Origin of the sequence: Streptosporangium jomthongense, from assembly GCF_042650425.1 — a bacterium.
Taxonomy (GTDB): Bacteria; Actinomycetota; Actinomycetes; order Streptosporangiales; family Streptosporangiaceae; genus Streptosporangium.
Window position 1 is genome coordinate 19,334 of sequence record NZ_JBHSBC010000024.1, and the last position, 23,272, is coordinate 42,605.

The window sequence follows — 23,272 nt, forward strand, 5'->3', positions numbered from 1 at the left end:
GTTGGTTCCTTCATCATCTCAGCCAAACGAGTATGGCCCGAGCCACCCCTGAGGAGGCACGGGCCATACGGCGGAGGGAGGGGGGATCAGAGGGCGGGGACGCCCTTCTCGTCCTCCAGATAGCGCGCCCTGCCCGCGTACCAGCCGGTGGCCAGCTGCACGCCGACGACCGCGAACAGCAGCAGGAACGACAGCGTCCAGCCTCCGCTGGCCTCGTGCATCACACCGACGACCAGAGGACCCGCGCCCGCGATGAGGTATCCGGCGCTCTGTCCGAAGGCGGACAGAGCGGCGGTGGCCTCGGGGGTCCGGGTGCGCAGGGCCAGCATGGTCAGCGCCAGCGGGAACGATCCCATCCCGATCCCGACCAGTACGGCGAACAGCCAGGCCAGGTTGACGGGGGCGAGCCACAGGCCGAGGAAGCCGATCGTGTAGAAGACCACGAAGGCCGCCACGACGGGCCGCTGGTCGGCGAACTTCGAGGCGATCCACGGCACCACCATGGAGACCGGGATGCCGATCGCGGTGAAGACGCCCAGCGTCAGCCCGGCCTGGCCGGGGGTGTAGCCACCGTCGATGAGCATCTTCGGCAGGAAGCCGAACATGATGTAGGCGACCATGCTCTGCGTGCCGAAGTAGGCGGCGACGGCCCAGGCGAGCCTGCTCCTGACCAGGCTCCGGGGACCGAGATCGCTGCTGCCCGTGTCCCGCTCCGGCTCACTGCGCGACAGCGCAAGCCACGGAATGGCGGCGACAGCGGCCAGCGCCGCCCACACCCCGAGGGCAACGTGCCAGTTGCCGTCGGCGGCCCGTTCGATCGGGACGGTCGCGGCGGCCGCGAGCATCGTGCCGGCCGCGAGGGCGGTGGTGTAGACGGTGGTCATGGTCCCGGCCCGGCCGGGGAAGTGGCGCTTGATCAGGGTGGGGATGAGCACGTTGCCCACGGCGCCGCCGGACAGCGCCAGCGCGCTGCTGAACAGGAAGACCTCGGCCGAGCCGACCATCGCGCGGATGAGCAGTCCGGAGCCCAGGGCGACCAGGGCGGTCAGCAGCAGCCGGTGTTCGCCGATCCTCCTGGCCAGGGCCGGTGTCACGGCGCCGACTGAGGCGAAGATGAGAACGGGTAGTGTGGTGAGGAGCCCGACTCCGACGCCCGACATGCCGAGGCCGGAGGAGATGCGGTCGAGCACCGGTCCCACACTGGTGACCGCGGTGCGCAGGTTCAGTGCGGCGAGGACGATTCCCAGCACGAGCAACCAGGCGAGAGATCCCGTCGTTCCACCGGTGCGGCCCCGAGTCTGATGGGTTAGCACGCTCATGCGGGGTTCAGTCCTCCTTCAATCGATTCACCCAATCGTAGGATGATTGGCTGACTCCAACTGTAACAGGACCTAAAACTTGGTTTGTTCCTGGCAATGCGCGCCCCGCCCGAAGCCCTGACACTGTGAAAGCCGGATCACGCCCTCCTTTACAGGGCGTGATCCGGCTTCCTTCCCTCAGTTCAGGGCGATGACCGGCTCAGACGCGCGGGCCCGGCATGGCGGGCGGCTCCTCGCCCGGCCGCCTGCCCGCTCCGGGCAGCGGGCCGCCACCGGGAGGAGCGAGCGGGGAGGACGGCGGGTACTCTCCGCCGACCGTGCGCGGCGGAACCGGATCGTCGTATCCGTAACCGCCGTTCCCAGCGCCGCCCTCCGGCCTGTCGGTGACGGTCGCGCCACCGCCGGCGCCGTAACCGCCCGGACGGTCGTGCGGCGCGGGGACCTCACCGCGCCAGGAGCCGCTCTCCCCGCCGCGCGACTCGATGAACGTCTTGAAGCGTTCCAGGTCGCCCCGGACCCGGAGCCGGACGAGCTGCAGCCAGTCACCCGCGGTCTCGACGAAGCCCTCCGGCTCGTACTCCATCTGGAGCGTGACACGGGCGGTCTCCGGGGACAGGTGGTGGAAGGTCACCACCCCCGCCTGGTGCGGGCCGTCCAGGGACTTCCACGCCACCCGCTCGTCCGGGTGCTGCTCGGTGATCTCGGCCTCGAACTCACGGTGGACGCCCGCGATCTCCACGGCCCAGGCCGTACGGGTGTCACTCAGCTGCCTGACCGATTCGACGCCTTCCATGAACTCGGGAAAGGTCTCGAACTGGGTCCACTGGTTGTAGGCCGTCCTGATCGGGACGTTCACATCGACGGACTGTTCGATCGTGCTCACAGGTCTGCCTCCCTCTCGTGGGTTCGGTAGGCCGACCTGCCCGACGATCCGCGGACATAACTACTTACGCCGCAAAAGCCAGTAAAGGCCTACAAGCGGCAGCACGAGAGGGATGAACACGTAACCGCTGCCGTAGCCCGACCAGACCGTCGCGTGCGGGAAGGCCTCGGGGTCGGCCAGGCTCAGCGTGCCGACGACCAGCACGCCCGCCAGCTCGACGCCGCAGGCCGTCAGGGCGAGGCTCCGCCTCCCCCTGACCAGCGCCACGGCCAGCACGAGGTAGACCAGCGCGGCGAACGCCGACAGCGAGTAGGCCAGCGGCGCCTCACCGAAACGGGTCGCGATCTGCACCGCGGCACGCGCGCCCGCGGCCAGGGCGAAGACACCGTAGACCGCGACCAGCGCGCGTCCCGGCCCCGAGCCGATCACCGGTTCGCTCATGCCGTCCCCTGCCAGATCTGCAGCAGCCGTCCCACCATGACGCAGACCGCGAAGGCGCCGACCGCGACCACCGCCGACCCCCAGCGCGAACGCTCGGCGAGGCCGAGGAAGACCGCCCCTGGCGGGATCACCAGCGTCCCCGCGAGGTAGCCGATCAGGGTCGCCGTCTCCGCCGGCCCCCTGCCCCCGATCACCCCGGCGACCGCGAAGCCCGCCTGGACGAGCAGGCCGAGTTCGAGCAGCGCGAGCATGACGAGCAGCACGGTGCCCATCGGCCTGTTCCGGCCCGCGGCCACGATGGCGGACAGCACGATGACCAGGGCCAGGATGATCAGGGCGGTCGCGAGCGGGCCGATCATCGGGACATCACCGTGGCAGGAGGCATGGGCAGTAGGTTACTGCCCGGTGCCGCCGCCCTCCTCTCCGCTTCCGCATACCCTGGACACGTGGAGACGATCCTGGTCAGCGCCTGTCTCATGGGACGGCGGGTCCGCTACGACGGGGCCGCCAAGACCAGCGGTGACGCGCTGCTGGCCGCCTGGCGGGCCGAGGGACGGCTGGTGCCGTTCTGCCCCGAGGTCGAGGGCGGCCTGCCCGTGCCGCGTCCTCCCGCCGAGATCGAGGGCGGGGCGGGCGGCGCGGCCGTGCTCGCCGGGGCGGCCCGGGTGCTCACGGCCGACGGCACCGACGTCACCCAGGCCTTCCTCACCGGGGCGCGGGCGGCGCTCGCCGCCGCGCTCTCCTGCGGTGCCCGGGTGGCGATCCTGAAGGAGGCAAGCCCCTCCTGCGGAAGCCTGACCATCCACGACGGCACCTTCGGCGGCGGGCGGCTGGCCGGTGCCGGGGTCACGACCGCCCTGCTCGAACAGCACGGCGTCTCGGTGTTCGGCGAGGACAGGATTCCCGCCGCCGCCGTACGGCTGCGCGAGTTGTCGCGATCCTGAGGCGTTCTCAGTACTCCCACACGTCGGTGCGGCTCTCCCCTCCGACGCAGTAGATCGCCGAACCGTGCTCCCCCTGGACCAGGTCCACCCTGATCCATCCCTCGGCCTGGGTCACCTTGGCCTCGTAGCCCGGGTTGGGGTTGGCGGAGACCACCCGGCACACGCCCCCCTCGATACTGAAGGCGACGGAGCCGTTCTTTGAGCTCACCGTCTTGGTCCCGCCCTCGGCCGCGAGGTGGGGCGTGGGGCTGGGAGTGGCGGAGGCCTTCTCCGGCTCGGGCGTTGCGGTCGGCGCCTTGGCCGGGGGCTTGGTCGTGGTCCGGGTCGGGGTTCCGGTCGCGGTCGGCTTGGCCGGGGAGTCGTCCGTCTGACGCTCGTGGCCGGAGATCCGCCTGGATCCGACCGACCCCTTCGTGTCGCCCTTCGGCAGACCGGTGGCCCGCGGGTGGGAGGTGCCGCGGCGGCCCAGGGGGGAGACGTAGGCCCCCGGGGTGCGCCTGCCCTGGGGAGAGGCGCTCGGCGGGCCCGTCACGACGGCCGTGCCGGTCGGCGGCTTCGAGGGAATCGCGACGGCCCCTATCCGGGACAGCTCCGCGTCCAGGGACTCGACCCTCGCGTCGTCGAAAACCTGGCTGGTCAGCACGTCACGGACACCAAGCCAGGTGATCCCGGCAGCCAGGACCGTGGCAGCACACCAGACCACAACGAATCCCCAGGTTTGCCTCATGCGGTGAATTATTACCTCATGTGCTTCTTTGTTCACTACGGTTACGTCGTATGGCGACGGTTCTCGTGGTAGAAGACGACGAGTACGTGCGCTCCGCGATGATCCAGGAACTGGGCAGGCGCCAACACGCCGTGCGCAGCGCGGGACGTGCGCTCGACGCGTTGCGGGAGATCACCCAGAATCCCCCCGACGCGGTGATCCTCGATCTCGGCCTGCCCGACCTGGACGGGTCGGAGGCGCTGAAGATGGTCCGCAGCGTCTCCAGCGTTCCGGTCATCGTGGCCACGGCCAGGGACGACGAGGCGGAGATCGTCCGCCTGCTGGAGGCGGGCGCGGACGACTACCTGGTCAAGCCGTTCTCCGGCGACCACCTCAACGCGCGGCTCGACGCGGTGCTGCGCAGGGCCCGGGCCGCGGGGCCGCCCCCGGTGCTGCGCGTCGGCGCGCTCTCGGTCGACCTCAACCGGCGTGAGGCCTCCCTGGGCGGGGAGCCTCTCTCGCTGACCCGGCGGGAGTTCGACCTGCTCGCCTACCTCGCGGCCCGCGCCGACCGGGTCGTCCCGCGCAAGGAGCTGCTCACCGAGGTGTGGCAGCAGTCCTACGGTGACGACCAGACCATCGACGTCCACCTGTCGTGGCTGCGGCGCAAGCTCGGTGAGAGCGCCTCCGCCCCCCGCTATCTGCACACCGTGCGCGGCGTCGGCGTCATGCTGATCACACCGTCGTGAGACGCACCCTGGCCCTGCTCGCCCTCGCCGGCGCCTCGATGATCGCCCTGGCCTTCCTGGTCCCGTTCGGGATCATCGTCAGGGACATCGCACACGACCGGGCGATCGCCGAGGCGGAACGGCAGGCCTCGGCGCTGGTCCCGGTACTGGCCATCACCACCACGCCGGCCCGGCTGGCCCGCGCGGTCGCCAGCACGGGCCAGCCGGAGCGCATCGCGCTCCACCTGCCCGACGGAAGGAAGATCGGCACCCCCAGGGCCTCGGCGCTGACCGTCGCCACGGCGGTCCGGCTGACCCGCGCCGCGACCTCGGACGAGCTGGGCGACGACTCCCTGCTGCTTCGCCCCGTCACCCTGGAGAACGGCAGGACCGCGGTCATCGAGATCTTCGTACCCGTCCAGGAACTCACCAGGGGGGTCGCCGTCTCCTGGGCGGTGCTGACCGGGGTGGCGCTGGTGCTGATGGCGGGCTCCGTGCTCGTCGCCGACCGGCTGGGGGCCCGGCTGGTGCGTGCCTCCCAGCGTCTCGGCAACGCGGCGACCTCCCTGGGAGCCGGTGACCTCACCGTCAGGATCGCCCCCGAGGGGCCCACGGAGCTGGTCGCGGTCGGCGAGGCGTTCAACACCATGGCCGACCGGGTGATCCAGTTGCTCGCCGCGGAACGGGAGATGGCGGCCGACCTCTCGCACCGGCTCCGCACGCCGCTGACCGCGTTACGTCTCAGCCTGGACCACCTGGGCCCGGAGGCCGAACAGAGCCGCCGGGCCCTGGGCCGTCTCGAAGCCGAGGTCGACGAGATCATCGCGGCCGCCAGGCAGCCCTCACGGGCCCCTGCCCTCGTCCACTGCGACGCGGCCCACGTACTGCGTGAGCGGCTGACCTTCTGGTCGGCGCTGGCCGACGACCAGCAACGGCCCTGGCAGCTGATCGGCGCCACGGAGCCGGTCAGGATCCCGGTCGCGGCGACCGAGCTCAGCGCGGTCGTCGACGCGCTGCTCGGCAACGTCTTCCGGCACACCCCCCAGGGCACCGCGTTCACGGTGACGCTGCACCAGGGACCGGACGCGGTCGGCATCCTGATCGCCGACGCGGGCCCCGGAATCGCCGACCCCGAGGCGGCGCTGCGGCGCGGGGCCAGCGGCGCGGGCTCGACCGGCCTCGGTCTGGACATCGCCCGCAGGCTCGCCGAGGGCTCGGGTGGCGCGCTGCGGATCGACTCATCGGTCCTCGGCGGCGCCCATGTGCAGCTGTGGCTGCGCACCGACCAGTACGAGCCCCTCTTCCGTACGGCCCGGCGCCCCCAGGCCAGACGCTGGCCGCGCAGGAAGGACGCCACGCAGGACGCCCAGGACTGACCCGCGCCGTCAGGCGGGTTCTCCGGAAACACCGGCCCCGGTCATCGCCAACGCCTCCTCACGTGTCATACGGGCGCCCTGGCCGTACGCCTCCTCGTAGGCCCGGTCGCCGAGCGCGCGTCTGGCGGCCCCGGCGAGCCGGACCACGTCCACGTCACCGGCCGACGCGGTTCCACGCACCGCCGTACCCGCGCCCAGCAGCAGGGCGGCCCTGGCCGGGTCACCCTCAAGCAGCGCGACCCCGGACATCAGCTCGACGACCAGGGCCGTCATCGTCACGTTGTGCAGGTCCGCCGTGGAGGCCAGCGCCCGGCGGTACCACGCCAGCGCCTCCCCCGCGACGCCCTCCGCCTCGGCGGTCAGCCCGAGACCGATCATGATCGTGGCCCGGGCCTCCTCACCGCCGAACCACCCGGAGGGGCACCCGGCGAGCGCCTCCTCGGCCAGGCTCCTGGCCCGTGCCGTCTCACCCCGCGCCCTGGCGACGGTGCTCAGCACGTGACGGGTGAGGGCGAACACCTCGGAGGCCCCCGTACGGCGCGCCAGCACGGCGGCCCGTTCCGCGTCCTCCGCGGCCCCCCGGAGATCCCCCGTCTGCAGGCGCACACCGGCCCGCTGGCACAGGGTCCCGGCGACGTCCTCCTCGGCCCCGAGCTCACGGGCCGTCCGCAGGGCCTCGTCGCACAACGCCCACGCCCGTTCGGCCTCTCCGCGCCAGGAGGCCAGTTTGGCGAGCTCGGACAGCGCGACCGACGTCCCCCACCTCTCTCCGACCGCCCGGAAACCGGCCAGCGCGGCGGACAGGCTGTCCTCCGCCTCACCGAGCCGCCCGGTGTAGGCCGCCACGAGCCCCTCGCCGAGGTGGTTCAGGGCCCGGCTCCACGGGTCGGTGCCGACCAGCCCGTACCACCGGTCGTCCAGGTTCGCGGTGTGCGCCTCCGGGATGCCCATGGCCATGCCGAGCAACATGGTCATGAAGGGCTGCCTGGGCGGACGGCCGCCGGCCAGCATCGTCGCGACGGCGTTGCCCAGATGGGCGTCGAACTCGCCGCGCGGCCCGCCGGAGGCGATGCTCAGGACGCCCACGGTGTACTCCTCCTCCAGCCCCTCCGGAGGATGCGGGCCGATCCCGCGCAGGAGCTCCTCGGCCCGCGCCGCCCCCTGGCTGCGCAGTCCCCGCAGCCACCAGTAGGTCGTCAGGCGCGCCAGCAGCCGCAGCGCCGTCCCCCGCTCCGCCTCCCCCGCCTCGGTGGCGTGGCGGAGCGCGGCGTGCAGGTTGTCGCGCTCGGCGTCCAGCGCGGCCAGGCACTCCAGTTGCTCGGCGGTGATCAGGCGTGGCTCGACCCGTACCGCCAGGCCGAGGAAGTACTCCGCGTGCGCGCGCCGCGTCCGCCGGGTCTCCCCCGCCTCAGCGAGCCGTTCCGCGCAGAACGCCCTGATCGTGTTGAGCATGCGGTAGCGGGTTCCCGAGACCTCCACAAGAGACTTGTCCACCAGGCCGGTGAGCGCCTCGACCGTGCCGCCGTCCGGCAGCCCGCACACCGCGCGGATCGCCTCAAGCGTCGCGCCCCCGGCGAAGACGGTCAGCCGCCCGGCCAGCGCCCGCTCCTCCGCCCCCAGCAGGTCCCAGCTCCACTCGACCACCGCCCTGAGCGTGCGGTGCCTCGGCTGCGCGGTACGGCTGCCGCGCGACAGCAGCCCGAACAGGTCGTCCAGCCTGGCGGCGACCTCGCCGACCGGCAGGGAACGCAGCCTGGCCGCGGCCAGCTCGATCGCCAGGGGCTGACCGTCGAGTGCCCGGCAGATCCGTCCCACGGCCTCGGCGTTGTCCTCCCCGACGGTGAACCCGGGCAGCACGGCGGCGGCCCGGTCGGCGAACAGTTCGACAGCCGGGTAACCGGGCATCTCCCGCGCCGGGGTTCCCCTCGGCGGCACCGCGAGCGCGGGGATCGGGCACAGGCTCTCGCCGGTGATGCCCAGCGCCTCCCTGCTCGTGGCGAGGACCCGCAGCCGGGGACAGGCGCCGAGCAGCCGCCCGGCGAGCGCCGCGACGGCCTCGACGAGGTGCTCGCAGTTGTCGAAGATCAGCAGGACGCTCCGTGCGGCGAGCGCCGCGACCATCCGCTCGACCGCGTCGCCTCCCGGTCTGCCGAGTCCGGGGGTGAGCCACGCCTCGCGCAGCCCGAGGGCGTCGAAGACCGCCTGGGGCACCTCCGCGTCCCGGCTCAACGGCGCGAGGTCGACGAATCGGACCTCCCCCGGGTGCCGGGTGGCCACCTCGACCGCCAGCCGGGTCTTGCCCGCCCCTCCCGGCCCGGTGACGGTGACCAGGCGTGCCCGTTCGAGCAGCGCGCCGACCCGCTCAAGCTCCCGCCCTCTGCCCACGAAGCTGGTGAGCTGGGCCGTGAGCGCGTGCCTCTCCGGAGCGGCGGGCACCACCGGCCCGGAGAGAAGGGAGAGGTCCGCCCTCAGCACGGCCAGGTGCGTGGCGGCCAGCTCCGCCGACGGATCGGCGCCGAGTTCCTCGGCGAGGAGTCCTCTGGCCTCCTCGTAGACGGCCAGGGCCTCGGCCTGCCTGCCACCGCCGTACAGCGCCCGCATCAGCTGACCCCGCAGCCGCTCCCGCAACGGGTGCGCGGCCACCAGGCCGGTCAGCTCGGCCACCAGCGCCCGGTGCCCGCCCATGGCGAGCTCCGCCTCGACCCGCTCCTCCACGGCCGAGAGCCGCAGTTCCTCAAGCCGTACGGCCTGCCCGCGCGCGAACGGGGCACCGTCCACGTCGGACAGCGCGGGCCCCCGCCACAGGGCCAGCGCCTCGCGCAGGAGGCCGGCCGCGCGCGGGGCGTCCCCCTCCTCCAGGGCTCGCCGTCCCCGGACGGCCAGTGCCTCGAACCGGTGAACGTCCACCTTCTGCGGGCTCACCGCGAGCCGGTAACCGGCGGGGGTGAACTCGACCGTCCCGGCGTGCCCGAGCAGTCTCCTGAGCCGGGAGACCTGAGCCTGCAGCGCGTTGGCGGCGTTGCCACGCGTCTCCTGACCGTAGAGGCCGTCGATCAGCCGCTCGACGGTCACCACCCGGCCCGCGTCGAGGGCCAGCAGCGCCAGCAGCGCGCGCGTCCTGGGCCCGCCGACGGGGACCGGGCCGCCCTCGGCGTCCCTGATCTCCGTCGCGCCGAGCAAGCCGAACCACATGTCATCGATTATCGTGCGCCGGCCCCGCCCCACGGATCAGGGCATCTCAGGCCTGTCTGCCCACCGCCGGAGAACTGCAGAAAACACGAGATCCCGCCCGATCAGCTGATCGGACGGGATCTCGCCGGTCCTGTGGAGCTATGGGGATTCGAACCCCAGACCTCCTCCATGCCATGGAGGCGCGCTACCAGCTGCGCCATAGCCCCTGGTCACCGCTCCGAGTGCTCTCGTTGCGGCGCTTGGGAAGCATACAAGGACACCCGGGGGTTCACCTAATCGACGACCGTACGGCTCTCGCCCTTCACCGGGCGTGAGCCGTACGAGGGGTCAGCTCTGCGTCACCTCGGGGCTGTCGTCGCTCTGGACGGGCTCGGGGAGGGTTCCGGCGTTGTGCTCCATCAGGCGCCAGCCCCTGCGTCCCTCCTCCAGCACCGACCAGGAGCAGTTGCCCAGGCCGCCGAGGGCGGACCAGAGATCCTCAGGCAGGCCGAGCAGGTGGGCGATGCCGAGCCGGATCGCCGCTCCGTGGGAGGCGACGACCAGCAGACCGTCCTCGTCGAGCCGTTCGGCCCATCTGCGGATGGAGGCCGAGACACGCGCGGCGACGTCGGCGACCTCCTCACCGCCGGGGGCCTCCCAGGCGGCGTACTGCTCGGGCCACCCGGCGGAGATCTCCTCGCGGGTGAGCCCCTCCCACTCACCGCCGCCCCGCTCCCTCAGGTCCTTGTCGACCGACACGCTCAGACCGGTGAGACGGCCGAGCGCGGAGGCGGTGTCGTAGGCCCGCTGGAGATCGGAGGCAACGATCATGGTGGGGCGGAGCGCGGCGAGCAGCGAGGCGGCCCTGGCCGCCTGGGCGACGCCGGTCTCGTCGAGCGGGATGTCGCTGTGGCCCTGGAAGCGGTGTTCGACGTTCCACAGCGTCTGGCCGTGTCTCAGGCAGACGACACGGCGGCTCACTCAGTTACCGCCGGGCGGGCACGCTGGGCGGCGGCCTGCGCGACGCTGTCGGGCAGGGCGATGGCGGGGCAGTCCTTCCACAGCCGCTCCAGGGCGTAGAAGGTGCGGTCCTCCTCGTGCTGGACGTGCACGACGATGTCGACGTAGTCGAGGAGAACCCAGCGGCCCTCACGCTCTCCCTCACGGCGGACGGGCTTGGCGTGGGCCTCGACGCGCAGCCGCTCCTCGATCTCGTCGACGATGGAGCGGACCTGACGGTCGTTGGTGGCGGAGCAGAGCAGGAAGGCGTCGGTGATGACGAGCTGGTCGCTCACGTCATAGGCGAGGATGTCGTCGGCCAGCTTGTCGGCCGCGGCCTCGGCGGCGATCCTGATGAGCTGGACGGATCTGTCGGTTGCGGTCACGGTTTCGGTTAGTCCTCCAGTAGTCGGCGCTGTCACCTATCAGGGTGCCCGATCGAACGCCTGTCGAAGAGCCGCCTTCGGGTACAACGCCTATCGTGTGCCACCCGATTCCACGTCGCAAACGGATTGATGGTCCGGCGAAGAGCGCACATGACGGTAAAGGCCGCGTTTGTTGATGTACTGCACAATACCGTCAGGGACCAGATACCAGATGGGTTGTCCGGAAGAGACACGTTCTCTGCACTCCGACGACGAGATGGCCAGCGCCGGAATCTCCAGCAGGCTCACCTTGCCCTCGGGCAGCCCGGGGTCGCGCAGGATGTGACCGGGCCGGGTGGCCCCGACGAAGTGCGCGATGGTGAAGAGCTCGTCGGCGTCGTGCCAGCCCAGGATCTGCGACAGCGCGTCGGCCCCGGTGATGAAGTACAGCTCGACGTCGGCTCCCCCCGCCGCGGCGATCTCCCTGAGGGTGTCGATGGTGTAGGTGGGCCCGGGGCGGTCGATGTCCACCCGGCTCACCGAGAAACTCGGGTTCGAGGCGGTCGCGATGACCGTCATCAGATAGCGGTCCTCCGCGGCCGAGACGGTCCTGTCGGCCTTCTGCCACGGCCGCCCCGTCGGCACGAAGATCACCTCGTCGAGGTGGAAGTGATGCGCGACCTCACTGGCGGCGACGAGGTGCCCGTGATGGATGGGGTCGAAGGTGCCGCCCATGACTCCCAGGCGTCTCTTCCCCGTGCCGTTGGCCGCTTTCATCATGAAACGGACCATACGCGTAAGCCGTACCCGGCTTTTAATCACCCCCCGCGCATGCCCGGCGGGCCCGACGTAGCATGCCGGACATGACCACCACCCCGGATCGCAATCGCGTGCAGCTTCCCGGCGTAAGCTCACGTGCCTACGAACATCCCGCCGACCGGTCCGCGCTGGTAGCCCTGCGCTCGCTCAGTGGGTTCGACACGGTTCTCAAGCAGATGTCCGGCCTGATCAGTGAGCGCCGCCTGCGCCTGATCTACCTCGCCTCCGCGGTGCGCACCGGCGAGACCCAGTTCCGCACACTGCACGACATGGGCCGTGACGCGGCCTACACCCTGGACCTGCACCGCATTCCCGAGGTGTACGTCCAGCAGAGCCCGCAGGTGCAGGCCATGGCGATCGGGTTCGACGACCCGTTCATCGTCGTCACCACCGGCCTGCTCGACCTCATGGACGACGAGGAGCTGCGTTTCGTCGTCGGCCACGAGACCGCGCACATCCTGTCCGGCCACGCGGTCTACCGCACCATGCTGGACATCCTGACCCGTCTGGCCACCCGCGTCGCCTGGATCCCGCTCGGCTACATCGGGCTGCGCGCGATCGTCGCCGGCCTTGAGGAGTGGCACCGCAAGTCGGAGCTGTCGGCCGACCGCGGCGGTCTGCTCTGCGGCCAGGACCCGGAGGCCGCGCTGCGCGCGCTGATGAAGCTCGCCGGCGGCTCCCGCCTGCACGAGATGAACATCGAGGCCTTCCTCGACCAGGCCCGCGAGTACGACACGGCCGGTGACGTCCGCGACGGCCTGCTCAAGGTCCTCAACCTGCTCGGCACGACCCACCCGTTCGCCGTCTCCCGGGTGGCCGAGCTGGACAAGTGGCGCCGCAGCGGCGAGTACGAGACCATCCTCTCCGGCGACTACCCCCGCCGGGCCGACGACGCGAACGCCAAGATCTCCGAGGAGGTCAGGGCCGCCGCCCGCTCCTACCGCGAGTCCTGGTCCCAGTCGCAGGACCCCTTCATCGGCGTCCTTCGCGACGTCGCCGAGGGCGCGGTCAACGCGGGTGAGCGCATCTTCAACCGCTTCGCCCGCCGCGACGGCAACTGAGGGCGTGGCTCCCTGAAAAGGTCTGGAAGGCCGCCTTCCGGGCCTTTTCCGAAGGCCACCCCTTCCGGAGGCCCCGTGAGGCGCTCCGGAGGCTAGATCAGGAACGCGAGCGCGCGCACCGCGGCCGCGCACAGGGCGACGAACCCGCCCAGCAACGCGAGCATGCGCAGCCCCTCCTTGTGAAGCTCGGGGAACCTCGCGCCGACCCGCTCCACCTCCCGGTTGACGATCATGCCGCAGAGGACGCCGAACACGACGCCCGCGAGGATCACCGGGGCAGGCTGCAACCACCACTCAGGCGGCGGTGAACCCCCGCAGGCCAGCCACAGGGTCACCCAGGCCGCCGCGGCGGCGGGAACCCCCGGCCAGGCGAGCACGGTCAGCAGCGAGATCGCGAAGACCGGCGGGAAGGACGCGGCCCGCAGGACACCCCGCGACCTGGCCGTCCTGCGTCCGCGCGCCAGCCGGTGCCCGGCCCAGACCGAACGGACCAGCGCGGCGCAGGCCCCCGTCACGGCGAAGGTGGCCACCGGCCAGATCACGGTCGCCACGACACACGGCACGGCCAGTACGGCCAGCAGCAACCCCAGCGCCGCACTGCCCTTCTGGGACGGCCTGCCGGGCGCGGAGTCCTCTGCTGTGCTTCCCGCCCGCGGCCTCCTGACCATCCGCCGGACGGGCCTGTCCCCGGACGGCTCACCGGTCACGGGCTGACGCGTGACCCCCTCGTGCCCCTGGACGGGCCGTCCGGCCCGCGGCGGCTCCTCCGTCCTGGTGCCCGTCCCACGCGGGCGTGCCTCCGCTCTGCGCGCCGCACCCGCCGCGGCGGCCACCGGAACCTGCCGCGTCGCGCCGCGCGGCCGCTGCTCCGCTCCCGCGGCCCTGGCCAGGCGGCTGAGACGGGCGGTGAGAAGGGCCGCGGTCGGGCGCTTGGCCGCCTCCCGGTGCAGGGCCGCCCGCACCAGTGGGAGCAGCGCCGCCGGGACACCGGCCAGGTCGGCCTGGCCGTTGAGGATGGCGTACATCTGCGCCTCGGCGGGTCCCCTGCCGAAGGTGGGGCGCCCCGTCGCCGCGAAGGCGACGGTCGCCGCCCAGGCGTGCACGTCCGCGGGCTCGCCGACGGGCTCGTCGGCGAACACCTCGGGAGCGGCGTAGCTGGGGGTGCCCAGGAAGGTTCCGGTCAGGGTGAGCCGGGTGGCGTCCAGCACCTGGGCGATGCCGAAGTCGATCAGGACCGGGTCGTTCTCCACGTTGATCAGGACGTTGGCGGGCTTGAGGTCACGGTGGACGATCCCGGCCGCGTGGGTGATCGACAGGGCGGTGGCCAGGCCGTGGGCCAGGTTGATCAGCGCCGTCCCTCCGAGCGGGCCGCCGCGCCGTACGCGGTCGAGGAGGGTGTCTCCCTCGATGTACTCCATGACGAGGTAGGGGCGTTCACAGGCGAGGTCGGCGTCGAGGACCCGCGCGACGTAGGGGCTCTCGACCCGGCGCAGCGCGCGCACCTCGCGTTCGAGGCGTATCCGCGACTCCGCGTCGGCGTCGACGGCGTCGTGGAGCATCTTGAGGGCGACGCTCTCACCACGCTTGTTGGTCGCGTGGTAGACCTCACCCATGCCGCCCCGGCCTAAGCGCTCAACCAACGTGTAGGAGCCGACGCGCCCGAGACGACCCACGTGACCTCCTGCGTCGGCCACATGGCCCTGGGGGACCGCTGTGCCTACCGGGTCGCACGTTCGCCCGTGCTTCCCTGCTCTCCAGCCATAGGAGTCCTCACCCTAGCGGGCGAATATGACGATTTTCCGGAGGCGCGCCGTACGAGGGGAAAGATCCGTGCCGATTCAGGGGCGGGAGTCCTCCAGGAGGCTGTCCAGCTCCGCCGTCGGCTCGGCCGACAGGTCCCGCCTTCCGGTACGGCGCCAGCGCACATGCCCCCTGCCCTCAAGCCACAGCATCAGGCGGTCGAGGCACACCAGCACGACGACGACGAACAGGAACGCGATCACGGTCTCCATGGGGCCCAGTCAAACCATCCTGGGCCCCGATCACCCGGAGCGACACGCTCTAACCGTTCGTAGCACCCGAGGAGGCGATGACCGTGCCCGCACCGGTGCGCAGATGCCCCTCACCGGTGTAGACCCACTTGGTGGAGGTCAGCTCCGGCAGGCCCATGGGCCCGCGCGCGTGCAGCTTCTGGGTGGAGATGCCGATCTCGGCACCGAACCCGAACTCGCCGCCGTCGGTGAACCTGGTCGAGGCGTTGACCGCGACCGCGGCCGAGTCGACCAGGGCGACGAACCGCCGGGAGGCCGTGACGGAGCGGGTGACGATGGCGTCGGTGTGGCCTGAGCCGTACCTCCTGATGTGCGCGACCGCCTCCTCCAGGGAGTCCACGACGGCCGCGGCGATGTCCAGCGAGAGATACTCGGCCAGGAAGTCCTCCTCCCCTGCGGGCACCACGCCGTCACCGTGGGCGGCGATCCTGGCGTCGCCGTGCACCGTCACGCCCTCGGCCGCCAGCGCGGCCAGTGCGCGCGGCACGAAGGCGTCCGCGACGTCGGCGTGCACCAGGAACGTCTCGGCGGCGTTGCACACCGAGGGGCGCTGCGCCTTGGCGTTGACCAGGATCTCCAGGGCGAGGTCGAGGTCGGCCTCGGCGTCCACGTAGACGTGGCAGTTGCCGACACCGGTCTCGATGACCGGGACCGTCGACTCCTCGACCACCGAGTTGATCAGTGAGGCCCCGCCGCGCGGGATCAGCACGTCGACCAGGCCACGGGCCCGCATGAGCTCCTTGGCCGACTCCCTGGACTGCCCGGGCACCAGCTGTACGGCCCCGGCCGGGACGTCGGTGCCCGCCAGCGCCTCCTGCATGATCCTCACCAGGACCGTGTTCGACTCGTAGGCGCTCGACGAGCCGCGCAGCAGGGTCGCGTTGCCACTCTTCAGGCAGAGCGCGGCGGCGTCCACGGTCACGTTGGGACGGCCCTCGTAGATGATGCCGATCACGCCGAGCGGCACCCTGAGCTGGCGCAGTTCGAGGCCGTTGGGCAGCGTGCCGCCCCGGATCACCTCACCGACCGGGTCGGGCAGGTCGGCGACCTGGCGTACGGCGTCCGCGATGGCGGCGACCCGTCCCTCGTCGAGCCTGAGCCGATCGATCATGTAGGCCTGAACGCCGTTCTGTTCCGCCCGCTCGACGTCGAGCGCGTTCGCGGCGACGATCTCGGCCGACCTGGCGACCAGGGCGTCGGCGATCGCGCGGAGCGCGACGTCCTTCGGGGCCCGCGGCAGCGGGGCCAGCTCGGCGGCGGCCTCCTTAGCCGCCAGGGCTACCTTCAGGAAGTCCTCGGACATGTCGCGCTCCAAAAGAACTAGTGGTGGGACTCCAGTATGACGATGTCGTCACGGTGGATGAGCTCGCGTTCATATTCCGGACCCAGGCTGGCGCCCAGCTCACGCGTCGAACGGCCGAGCAGGTCCGGGATCTCCACGGCGTCGAAGTTGACCAGTCCCCTGGCGACCACCCCGCCGAGCGGCCCGCACAGATCGACCGGGTCACCCGCGGCGAAGTCTCCCTCGACGGCGGTGACCCCGGCGGGCAGCAGCGACTTGCGGCGCCCGACCACGGCGTCCACCGCACCCGAGTCCAGGTGGAGCCTGCCCCGCCCGGTGGTCGCGTGCGCCAGCCAGAGCAGGCGGGTGCCCGGATGACGGCCGTCGGGGTGGAAGCAGGTGCCGATGTCGGCGCCCGCGAGGGCCTGCGCGGCGTGCGCGGCCGCGGTCAGCACCACCGGCACGCCCGCACCGGTGGCGATCCTGGCTGCCTGCACCTTGGTGACCATCCCACCGGTGCCGACGGCGCCGCCCTTGCCCAGCTCGACCCCGACCAGGTCCTGCGGGCCGCGCACCTCCCGCAGCCTGCTGGCACCGGGACGGCGCGGGTCGCCGTCGTAGAGCGCGTCCACGTCGGACAGCAGCACCAGGGCGTCGGCCCGCGTCAGATGGGCGACCAGGGCGGCGAGCCGGTCGTTGTCGCCGAAGCGGATCTCGTCGGTGGCCACGGTGTCGTTCTCGTTGACCACCGGGACGATGCCGAGTTCGAGCAGCCTGCTCAGCGTGCGCTGGGCGTTGACGTGGTGCGAGCGGCGCATCATGTCGTCGGCGGTCAGCAGCACCTGGCCGACCCGCAGGCCGTAGCGGGCGAAGGAGGAGGTGTAGCGGGCGACCAGCACCCCCTGGCCGACCGAGGCCGCGGCCTGCTGGGTGGCCAGGTCACGCGGCCTGGCCGAGAGACCGAGCGGGCCGAGACCCGCCGCGATCGCCCCGGAGGAGACCAGCACGACCTGCGTCCCCGCCGTACGGCGCGCGGCGAGCACGTCGACCAGGGCGTCGACCCGGTCGACGTCGATCGTCCCCTGCGGGGTCGTGAGCGACGACGAACCCACCTTCACGACGAGGCGCGAGGCCGTACGGATTCGATCGCGCACAGAGTCCACGAAACGCTCACCTTTCCCGGAGTCGGAGGGGCCGCGGAGATCACCGCCGGACAGCAGGCTATCCGAGCCTGTTGTCCGTACCGCGCGGCCCCTGGTGCACGGCCTCGGCGTTGAGGGTCGGCTGCCAGTCGAAGATGTAGCCGCTCTCCATGGAGCCGATGATCACCTCGGCGCCCGCCTTCGCACCCGCCTTGGTGAGCTCCTCCTCGACCCCGAGCCGTTCGAGACGGTCGGCCAGGTAACCGACGGCCTCGTCGTTGGTGAAGTCGGTCTGGCGGATCCACCGCTCCGGCTTCGCCCCGGTGACCTGGAAGGTGTTGTCGTCGACCCGGCGCACCGTGAAACCCGTGTCGCCGAGTTGCTTGGGCTTGATGACCAGGCGGGTCGGCTCGACCACCGGCGCGGCCTTCCGCGCGGCGTCGACCATCTCGCCCATCGCGTAGGTCAGCTCCTTGAGGCCCTCGTGGGTGGCCGCGGAGATCGTGAAGACCCGCATGCCCCGCTCCTCAAGCATCGGCCTGACGATGTCTGCCAGCTCGCGGGCGTCGGGGACGTCGGCCTTGTTGAGCACGGCCAGACGTGGCCGGTCCTCCAGCTTGCCGTACGCCCTCAGCTCCGCCTCGATCGCCTCGTAGTCGCTGATCGGGTCGCGGTCCGGCTCCATGGTCGCGCAGTCGATCACGTGCACGAGGGTGTTGCAGCGTTCGACGTGCCGCAGGAACTCGTGCCCCAGCCCCTTGCCCTCGGACGCCCCCGGGATCAGGCCGGGCACGTCGGCGACGGTGAAGATCGTGTCGCCCGCGGTGACCACGCCGAGGTTGGGGATCAGCGTGGTGAACGGGTAGTCGGCGATCTTGGGTCGGGCCGCGGAGAGGGCGGCGATGAGCGAGGACTTGCCCGCGCTGGGGAAGCCGACGAGGGCGACGTCGGCGACGCTCTTCATCTCCAGCATCACGTCGAGCTCGTCGCCGGCCTCGCCGAGCAGCGCGAAACCGGGGGCCTTGCGCTTGGTCGAGGCCAGGGCGGCGTTGCCGAGCCCGCCGTGGCCGCCCTCGGCGATCACGTAGCGGGTGCCGGCGCCGATCATGTCGACCAGGACCTCGCCGGTCGTCGCGTTCCTGACGACGGTGCCGTCGGGGACGGGCAGCACGACGTCGTCACCGTTCGCCCCGTCACGGTTGGACCCCTGGCCCTGCTTGCCGTTGGCCGCCTTGCGGTGCGGGCGGCGGTGGTAGTCCAACAGCGTCGCGGTGTTGGCGTCGACCTCAAGGATCACGTCGCCGCCGCGGCCTCCGTTGCCTCCGTCGGGGCCGCCGAGCGGCTTGAACTTCTCCCGATGGACAGAGGCGCAGCCATGTCCCCCGTCACCGGCCTTGATGTGCAGGACCACTTGGTCCACAAAGTCCGGCATGCCTGCTCCCTACCCCCATATGCGGAAATACCCGTTTTAAAACGCGAACAGGGGTGGACCGCCTATGCGATCCACCCCTGCCGTTGACGTCTGTCGGTGCGGATCTACTCCGCGACCGGGACGATGCTCACTGCGCGGCGACCGCGCTTGACGCCGAACTTCACGTGACCCGCGGCCAGCGCGAACAGCGTGTCGTCGCCACCACGGCCGACGTTGTCGCCGGGGTGGAAGTGGGTGCCACGCTGGCGAACGATGATCTCACCGGCGTTGACCAGCTGGCCGCCGAAGCGCTTCACACCGAGCCGCTGGGCGTTGGAGTCACGGCCGTTCCGAGTGGACGACGCGCCCTTCTTGTGTGCCATCTCGCAAAACTCCCGAAACTCAGGCCTGGTTGATGCCGGTGATCTTCACCTGCGTGTAACGCTGGCGGTGACCCTGGCGCTTCTTGTAGCCGGACTTGTTCTTGTACTTGAGAATCCGGATCTTCGGACCCTTGGTCTCGCCGAGGATCTCGGCGGCGACGGTGAACTTGCCCGCCTCGGTGGTCACATCGCCATCGTTGACGACGAGCACCGTCGGCAGCGAAACCGTGGAACCGACCTCGCCGGCGACCTTGTCCACCTCAAGGACGTCACCGACGGAGACCTTCTGCTGCCTGCCGCCGCAACGAACGATCGCGTACACCGCGGAACCCTTCTTCTGACTGTTTGCTCGCTGGATGCTGCGCCCCGCATCCGGCCGTGGGCATTGATTGTGACCGACGAACCAGGTAGGCGCGCGAACAGGGCACGCCATGAGCGCACCGGTTCACCAGGGTACCGGATTACCGGTCTCCTGGTCGAACCGGGCGGAACGTCGGTAGGCCGGGCCAGGCCCGTCCCTCGTGGAAATCCTGTGGAACGGGTCTAGTCGGCCGTCTTGGCCTTACGGGAGCGTCGCCGCCCCCGGCCCGAAGCCTGTACGGCTTGCGCGTCCTCACCTCGGACGTCATCAAGCGCATCGGTCACCGTATCACGGCCGGACACCTCGCTGGCCGCGACGGCGTGGCCGTCCTTGACGAGCTTCTCCGCGACGGCCTTCTCCACGGCCATCTTGCCCTGGGTGCCACGCGGCTCGGGCTTGCTCTCCACCGGCTCGGTCGAGACGTGCAGGCCACGGCCGTTGCAGCACTCACAGACGGTCGAGAAGGCCTCGAGCAGCCCCTGCCCGACCCGCTTACGGGTCATCTGGACCAGGCCGAGCGAGGTGACCTCCGCCACCTGGTGCTTGGTCCGGTCGCGGGCCAGGCACTCAAGCAGGCGCCGCAGCACCAGGTCCCGGTTGTTCTCCAGCACCATGTCGATGAAGTCGATGACGATGATGCCGCCGATGTCCCGCAGCCTGAGCTGACGGACGATCTCCTCGGCCGCCTCCAGGTTGTTGCGGGTGACGGTCTCCTCAAGGTTGCCGCCCTGGCCGGTGAACTTGCCGGTGTTGACGTCGACGACCGTCATGGCCTCGGTCCTGTCGATCACCAGCGAGCCACCGCTGGGCAGCCAGACCTTGCGCTCCATCGCCTTGGCGATCTGCTCGTCGATCCGGTAGGCCGCGAAGACGTCGCCCTGCTCCTGCCACCTGACGAGCCGGTCGGCCAGGTGCGGCGCCACATAGTGGACGTACTCGTCGACCGTCTCCCACACGTCGTCACCCGCGACGACCAGTGAGGTGAAGTCCTCGTTGAACACGTCGCGGACCACCCGGACCGTCAGGTCGGGCTCGGACGACAGCAACTCGGGCGCGCTGGCCGACTTGGCCTTGCGCTGGATGTTCTCCCACTGGGCCGACAGCCTGGCCACGTCGCGGCCGAGCTCCTCCTCGGAGGCCCCCTCGGCGGCGGTGCGGACGATGACGCCCGCGTTCTCCGGCATCACCTTCTTCAGGATGCCCTTGAGCCGGGTGCGCTCCTTGTCGGGGAGCTTGCGGCTGATACCGGTCATCGAGCCGTCGGGCACGTAGACCAGGTAACGGCCGGGAAGGCTGATCTGTGAGGTGAGCCGCGCGCCCTTGTGCCCGATGGGGTCCTTGGTGACCTGCACCAGCACCGACTGGCCCGACTTCAGCGCCACCTCGATCCGCTTCGGCTGGCCCTCAAGGCCCACGGTGTCGAAGTTGACCTCACCGGCGTAGAGCACCGCGTTACGGCCCTTGCCGATGTCGACGAAGGCCGCCTCCATGCTGGGCAGGACGTTCTGCACCTTGCCGAGGTAGACGTTGCCCACGTAGGACTGGCTCGCCTCACGGTTGACGTAGTGCTCGACCAGCACGCCGTCCTCAAGGACCGCGATCTGGGTACGGCCACCGGTGCGGCGCACGACCATGACGCGCTCGACCGACTCCCTGCGGGCCAGGAACTCCGACTCGGTGATGATCGGCGGACGCCGCCTGCCGAGTTCCCTGCCCTCCCTGCGACGCTGCTTCTTGGCCTCCAGGCGGGTCGAGCCGCGCACGCTCTGCACCTCGTCGGCGGAGGTGCTGCGACCGGCCCTGGGCGCGCGGATGCGCACGACCGTGTTCGGCGGGTCGTCGCTGAGCTCACCCGCGTCGTCGGCGCCCCTGCGGCGGCGACGGCGGCGGCGGCGGGAGGTGCCGCCGCTGTCCTGCTCCTCCTCCTGGACGGCCTCTGCGGAGGTCTCCTCCTCCTGCGGCTGCCGCTGCTCGGAGTCGTCCTCGTCGGCCTCGTCGAGCTCACGCGTCTTGCCCCGGCCCCGGCCGCCCCTGCGGCGGCGACGGCGACGGCTGCCCTCGAACTCGTCCCCCTCCGAGTCGTCGTCCTCGGGCTCCTCGGCGCCCTCCGCCTCATCCTCCACGGCCTCGGGCTCAGGCTGCGGCGGCTCGGGCGGCTGCGGCGCGGTGGGGCGGGCGGGCGGTTCCGCACGGTAGGGGTCAGGCGCCTGGAACAGCGGCTGGAACACCGCGGCGGGCGCCTGGAAGGTGACGGTGGGAACCTCGAAACGTTCCTGTGCGGTCAGGCCGAACGGGTCGGCGAACAGACCGGGGCGTTCCTCGGCGACGTCCTCGCCCGCGGGCTCGTCGTCCAGCGGCTCGTCGGCGGGCATCGCGAGCAGGAGCCCCTCGGCGACCTCCTCGGCCTCCTCAGCCTCCTCAGCCGGAACCGACTCGGCGACCGGCTCGGGGAGCGTCTCCTCCGGGACGGCCTTCTTCCGCGTACGGCTGCGCCTGGCGGGCGCGGGGGCCTCCTGCGCCGGTTCCTGGGCGCTCTCCTCAGCCGCGGCGACCGGCTCCGCCGTCTCCTCGGCCGTCTTCTTCGTACGGCTCCGCCGCGTGGTCGTACCCGTCGCCGCGGTCGTCCTTCGTCTGGTGGCGCGCTTGGGCGCCTCCTCCTGAGCCGGCTCGGGCGCCGTCACCTCAGGCGCCGCCGTGGCGACCGGCTCCCCTACGGGCTCGGGCTCCGGTTCGGGTCTGGTGACCACGACCACCGGCGGGGCGGTCTCCGGCTCCTCCGGCGGAGGGCCCGCCGGCCTGCTCGCGGCCCGCCTGCGCGGTGCCTGCTTCGGCTGTTCCTCTGTGTCCCCGCCAGGGCCTGTGGCCCCGGTTCCGGGCTCGTTGTCGAGCATGCGGGCGTTCTCCCGTCAGCTCCCGGGCGCGTCTCCGCGCCGCGCGGGAGCTCTCGTCTCTCGCTGTACGCCGGGCCCGCGGGTCCGGCGCCAAGTCCTATAGGTCGCCGCCGACGTGCCCGCCCACCGGTTCCGTTTCGCCGCCGCGCGTGGTGTCGCGGTCCAGGCCGAAGGGATCGGCGGGCTCACCGGTCATCACGTCGAGCGGTCCCTGCGCCAGCCTGGTCACCTCGGGGGGCACCGGCGGCGCGAAGCCAGCCACAAGACGCAGTCCGGTAAGAACGTCGTCGGGTCGAACGGCAGGAGTAGCGTGCCGTACAACCATGCGAAGTATGACACATGGCTGACTGGACCCCTGACCTGCTGTTGTCCCAATTCCCTCAGTTGCCTCACGGGTCTCAAGACCCAGCACCGCCTCCCGGGCGTCGAAGCGGCGCAGCCCCTTCTTCGTCAGGCGCTCGACCTCGACGCGCTCGGCGGCCTTGAACTCCTCGACCGCGACGGCCGCGAGGGCGGCATCCGCCTGCGGCAGCCGTACCTCCCACGCGGAGCATTCGAGCCGGTCGGACAGGTTCTCCCCGGCCGCCTCGACGACCGCCAGCACGTCGAGGCCCGGCGGGAGCGAGTCGTCCAGGGCGGCGCGCAGCCGGTCGGGGTCGCATCGCCGGGTCACGGCGATCTCAAGGTATTCGGCCTCGCTCGCGACTCCGGTCGGCGCGGCGGCGCCCACGTAGGAGATCCTGGGGTGGGGTGAGAAGCCCGCGCTGAACGCCACCGGCACGTCGGCGCGGCGGACGGCACGTTCCACCGCCCGGGAGATGTCACGGTGACTGGTGAAGCGCAGACGGCCGCGCTTGGCGTATCGGACGCGCAGACGCTGCGCGACCGGCGCGGGCGCCGGCCCATCGGGAACGGGTTTCAGAGTGGTTTCGTCCTTCC

22 protein-coding genes and 1 tRNA gene are annotated in these 23,272 nt (G+C 71.4%); 4 read left to right on the plus strand and 19 right to left on the minus strand.

Annotated elements, in window-relative coordinates; genetic code table 11:
- Positions 1-86 precede the first annotated feature (86 nt).
- The 4 genes from ACFOYY_RS24595 to ACFOYY_RS24610 all read right to left on the minus strand — a co-directional run bounded on the left by ACFOYY_RS24595 (position 87) and on the right by ACFOYY_RS24610 (position 3,002).
- Positions 87-1,319, minus strand: coding sequence for a CynX/NimT family MFS transporter (locus ACFOYY_RS24595; protein WP_386192425.1), 1,233 nt, complete (start codon positions 1,317-1,319; stop codon positions 87-89).
- Between the two features lie 199 nt (positions 1,320-1,518).
- Positions 1,519-2,202 (minus strand): SRPBCC family protein, encoded by a 684-nt coding sequence (locus tag ACFOYY_RS24600; protein ID WP_352016334.1) that lies wholly within the window; start codon positions 2,200-2,202, stop codon positions 1,519-1,521.
- 60 nt (positions 2,203-2,262) lie between these two features.
- Positions 2,263-2,643, minus strand: coding sequence for a hypothetical protein (locus tag ACFOYY_RS24605; protein ID WP_386192427.1), 381 nt, complete (start codon positions 2,641-2,643; stop codon positions 2,263-2,265).
- Positions 2,640-3,002, minus strand: coding sequence for a hypothetical protein (locus tag ACFOYY_RS24610; protein ID WP_352016336.1), 363 nt, complete (start codon positions 3,000-3,002; stop codon positions 2,640-2,642). The genes ACFOYY_RS24605 and ACFOYY_RS24610 overlap by 4 nt, the downstream gene beginning before the upstream one ends.
- A gap of 87 nt (positions 3,003-3,089) precedes the next feature.
- On the opposite strand from ACFOYY_RS24610, the gene ACFOYY_RS24615 reads away from it, so the two are divergent.
- Positions 3,090-3,587 carry a DUF523 domain-containing protein gene (locus ACFOYY_RS24615; protein ID WP_352016337.1) on the plus strand — a complete coding sequence of 166 codons (498 nt, stop codon included), beginning with the start codon at positions 3,090-3,092 and terminating at the stop codon, positions 3,585-3,587.
- A 7-nt stretch (positions 3,588-3,594) separates the two neighbouring features.
- On the opposite strand, the gene ACFOYY_RS24620 is transcribed toward ACFOYY_RS24615, so the two are convergent.
- The gene (locus tag ACFOYY_RS24620) at positions 3,595-4,314 is read right to left on the minus strand and encodes a hypothetical protein (protein ID WP_352016338.1); all 720 of its coding nucleotides are present in this window, start codon (positions 4,312-4,314) and stop codon (positions 3,595-3,597) included.
- Positions 4,315-4,364: 50 nt separating this feature from the next.
- Between ACFOYY_RS24620 and ACFOYY_RS24625 the strand changes: the two genes are divergently transcribed.
- Both ACFOYY_RS24625 and ACFOYY_RS24630 read left to right on the plus strand, forming a co-directional pair.
- Positions 4,365-5,042, plus strand: a complete 678-nt coding sequence (locus ACFOYY_RS24625) for a response regulator transcription factor (RefSeq protein WP_352016339.1) — start codon at positions 4,365-4,367, stop codon at positions 5,040-5,042.
- Positions 5,039-6,397 (plus strand): sensor histidine kinase, encoded by a 1,359-nt coding sequence (locus ACFOYY_RS24630; RefSeq protein WP_362784376.1) that lies wholly within the window; start codon positions 5,039-5,041, stop codon positions 6,395-6,397. The genes ACFOYY_RS24625 and ACFOYY_RS24630 overlap by 4 nt, the downstream gene beginning before the upstream one ends.
- A gap of 9 nt (positions 6,398-6,406) precedes the next feature.
- Here ACFOYY_RS24630 and ACFOYY_RS24635 read toward each other — a convergent pair whose 3' ends face one another.
- The 5 genes from ACFOYY_RS24635 to nadD form a co-directional block, all read right to left on the minus strand.
- A complete protein-coding gene (locus ACFOYY_RS24635; RefSeq protein WP_386192433.1) occupies positions 6,407-9,589 on the minus strand; it encodes a BTAD domain-containing putative transcriptional regulator in 3,183 nt (1,060 codons plus the stop codon).
- A gap of 133 nt (positions 9,590-9,722) precedes the next feature.
- Positions 9,723-9,795, minus strand: a tRNA-Ala gene (locus tag ACFOYY_RS24640).
- A 121-nt stretch (positions 9,796-9,916) separates the two neighbouring features.
- Complete coding sequence (locus ACFOYY_RS24645) at positions 9,917-10,549, minus strand: histidine phosphatase family protein (RefSeq protein ID WP_352016342.1); 633 nt, start codon at positions 10,547-10,549, stop codon at positions 9,917-9,919.
- Positions 10,546-10,953, minus strand: coding sequence for a ribosome silencing factor (rsfS, locus tag ACFOYY_RS24650; RefSeq protein ID WP_352016343.1), 408 nt, complete (start codon positions 10,951-10,953; stop codon positions 10,546-10,548). Before rsfS ends, ACFOYY_RS24645 begins: the two co-directional genes overlap by 4 nt.
- Positions 10,954-11,043: 90 nt before the next feature.
- The gene (gene nadD / locus ACFOYY_RS24655) at positions 11,044-11,712 is read right to left on the minus strand and encodes a nicotinate-nucleotide adenylyltransferase (protein ID WP_352016344.1); all 669 of its coding nucleotides are present in this window, start codon (positions 11,710-11,712) and stop codon (positions 11,044-11,046) included.
- Positions 11,713-11,786: 74 nt separating this feature from the next.
- Here nadD and ACFOYY_RS24660 point away from each other — a divergent pair, with 74 nt between their 5' ends.
- Entirely contained in the window at positions 11,787-12,812 is a 1,026-nt protein-coding gene (locus ACFOYY_RS24660; protein WP_184715434.1) for a M48 family metallopeptidase, read from the plus strand.
- Positions 12,813-12,904: 92 nt separating this feature from the next.
- Here the strand turns inward: ACFOYY_RS24660 and ACFOYY_RS24665 are convergent, their stop codons facing one another.
- The 9 genes from ACFOYY_RS24665 to ACFOYY_RS24705 form a co-directional block, all read right to left on the minus strand.
- Positions 12,905-14,485, minus strand: coding sequence for a serine/threonine-protein kinase (locus tag ACFOYY_RS24665; RefSeq protein WP_386192440.1), 1,581 nt, complete (start codon positions 14,483-14,485; stop codon positions 12,905-12,907).
- 165 nt (positions 14,486-14,650) lie between these two features.
- The gene (locus ACFOYY_RS24670; protein ID WP_386192443.1) at positions 14,651-14,824 is read right to left on the minus strand and encodes a hypothetical protein; all 174 of its coding nucleotides are present in this window, start codon (positions 14,822-14,824) and stop codon (positions 14,651-14,653) included.
- A gap of 49 nt (positions 14,825-14,873) precedes the next feature.
- The gene (locus ACFOYY_RS24675) at positions 14,874-16,166 is read right to left on the minus strand and encodes a glutamate-5-semialdehyde dehydrogenase (RefSeq protein ID WP_362784388.1); all 1,293 of its coding nucleotides are present in this window, start codon (positions 16,164-16,166) and stop codon (positions 14,874-14,876) included.
- A gap of 17 nt (positions 16,167-16,183) precedes the next feature.
- Positions 16,184-17,308, minus strand: a complete 1,125-nt coding sequence (proB, locus tag ACFOYY_RS24680; RefSeq protein WP_352016348.1) for a glutamate 5-kinase — start codon at positions 17,306-17,308, stop codon at positions 16,184-16,186.
- 58 nt (positions 17,309-17,366) lie between these two features.
- Positions 17,367-18,719, minus strand: coding sequence for a GTPase ObgE (gene obgE, locus ACFOYY_RS24685; RefSeq protein WP_352016349.1), 1,353 nt, complete (start codon positions 18,717-18,719; stop codon positions 17,367-17,369).
- A gap of 104 nt (positions 18,720-18,823) precedes the next feature.
- The gene (gene rpmA / locus ACFOYY_RS24690) at positions 18,824-19,081 is read right to left on the minus strand and encodes a 50S ribosomal protein L27 (protein WP_352016350.1); all 258 of its coding nucleotides are present in this window, start codon (positions 19,079-19,081) and stop codon (positions 18,824-18,826) included.
- A 19-nt stretch (positions 19,082-19,100) separates the two neighbouring features.
- Positions 19,101-19,403: a 50S ribosomal protein L21 gene (gene rplU / locus ACFOYY_RS24695; protein WP_352016351.1), complete on the minus strand. Its 303-nt coding sequence runs from the start codon at positions 19,401-19,403 to the stop codon at positions 19,101-19,103.
- A gap of 221 nt (positions 19,404-19,624) precedes the next feature.
- Complete coding sequence (locus ACFOYY_RS24700) at positions 19,625-22,333, minus strand: Rne/Rng family ribonuclease (protein ID WP_386192448.1); 2,709 nt, start codon at positions 22,331-22,333, stop codon at positions 19,625-19,627.
- Positions 22,334-22,430: 97 nt separating this feature from the next.
- Entirely contained in the window at positions 22,431-23,255 is an 825-nt protein-coding gene (locus ACFOYY_RS24705; protein ID WP_352016364.1) for a TIGR03936 family radical SAM-associated protein, read from the minus strand.
- Positions 23,256-23,272: the final 17 nt, after the last annotated feature.

Bases quoted from the DNA above. Each gene is read 5' to 3' on its own strand.
- ACFOYY_RS24595 (WP_386192425.1), bottom strand. From the start codon at position 1,319: ATGAGCGTGCTAACCCATCAGACTCGGGGCCGCACCGGTGGAACGACG.
- ACFOYY_RS24605 (WP_386192427.1), bottom strand. From the start codon at position 2,643: ATGAGCGAACCGGTGATCGGCTCGGGGCCGGGACGCGCGCTGGTCGCG.
- ACFOYY_RS24610 (WP_352016336.1), bottom strand. From the start codon at position 3,002: ATGATCGGCCCGCTCGCGACCGCCCTGATCATCCTGGCCCTGGTCATC.
- ACFOYY_RS24620 (WP_352016338.1), bottom strand. From the start codon at position 4,314: ATGAGGCAAACCTGGGGATTCGTTGTGGTCTGGTGTGCTGCCACGGTC.
- ACFOYY_RS24625 (WP_352016339.1), top strand. From the start codon at position 4,365: ATGGCGACGGTTCTCGTGGTAGAAGACGACGAGTACGTGCGCTCCGCG.
- ACFOYY_RS24635 (WP_386192433.1), bottom strand. From the start codon at position 9,589: ATGTGGTTCGGCTTGCTCGGCGCGACGGAGATCAGGGACGCCGAGGGC.
- nadD (WP_352016344.1), bottom strand. From the start codon at position 11,712: ATGATGAAAGCGGCCAACGGCACGGGGAAGAGACGCCTGGGAGTCATG.
- ACFOYY_RS24660 (WP_184715434.1), top strand. From the start codon at position 11,787: ATGCCGGACATGACCACCACCCCGGATCGCAATCGCGTGCAGCTTCCC.
- ACFOYY_RS24670 (WP_386192443.1), bottom strand. From the start codon at position 14,824: ATGGAGACCGTGATCGCGTTCCTGTTCGTCGTCGTCGTGCTGGTGTGC.
- ACFOYY_RS24675 (WP_362784388.1), bottom strand. From the start codon at position 16,166: ATGTCCGAGGACTTCCTGAAGGTAGCCCTGGCGGCTAAGGAGGCCGCC.
- obgE (WP_352016349.1), bottom strand. From the start codon at position 18,719: ATGCCGGACTTTGTGGACCAAGTGGTCCTGCACATCAAGGCCGGTGAC.
- rpmA (WP_352016350.1), bottom strand. From the start codon at position 19,081: ATGGCACACAAGAAGGGCGCGTCGTCCACTCGGAACGGCCGTGACTCC.
- ACFOYY_RS24700 (WP_386192448.1), bottom strand. From the start codon at position 22,333: ATGCTCGACAACGAGCCCGGAACCGGGGCCACAGGCCCTGGCGGGGAC.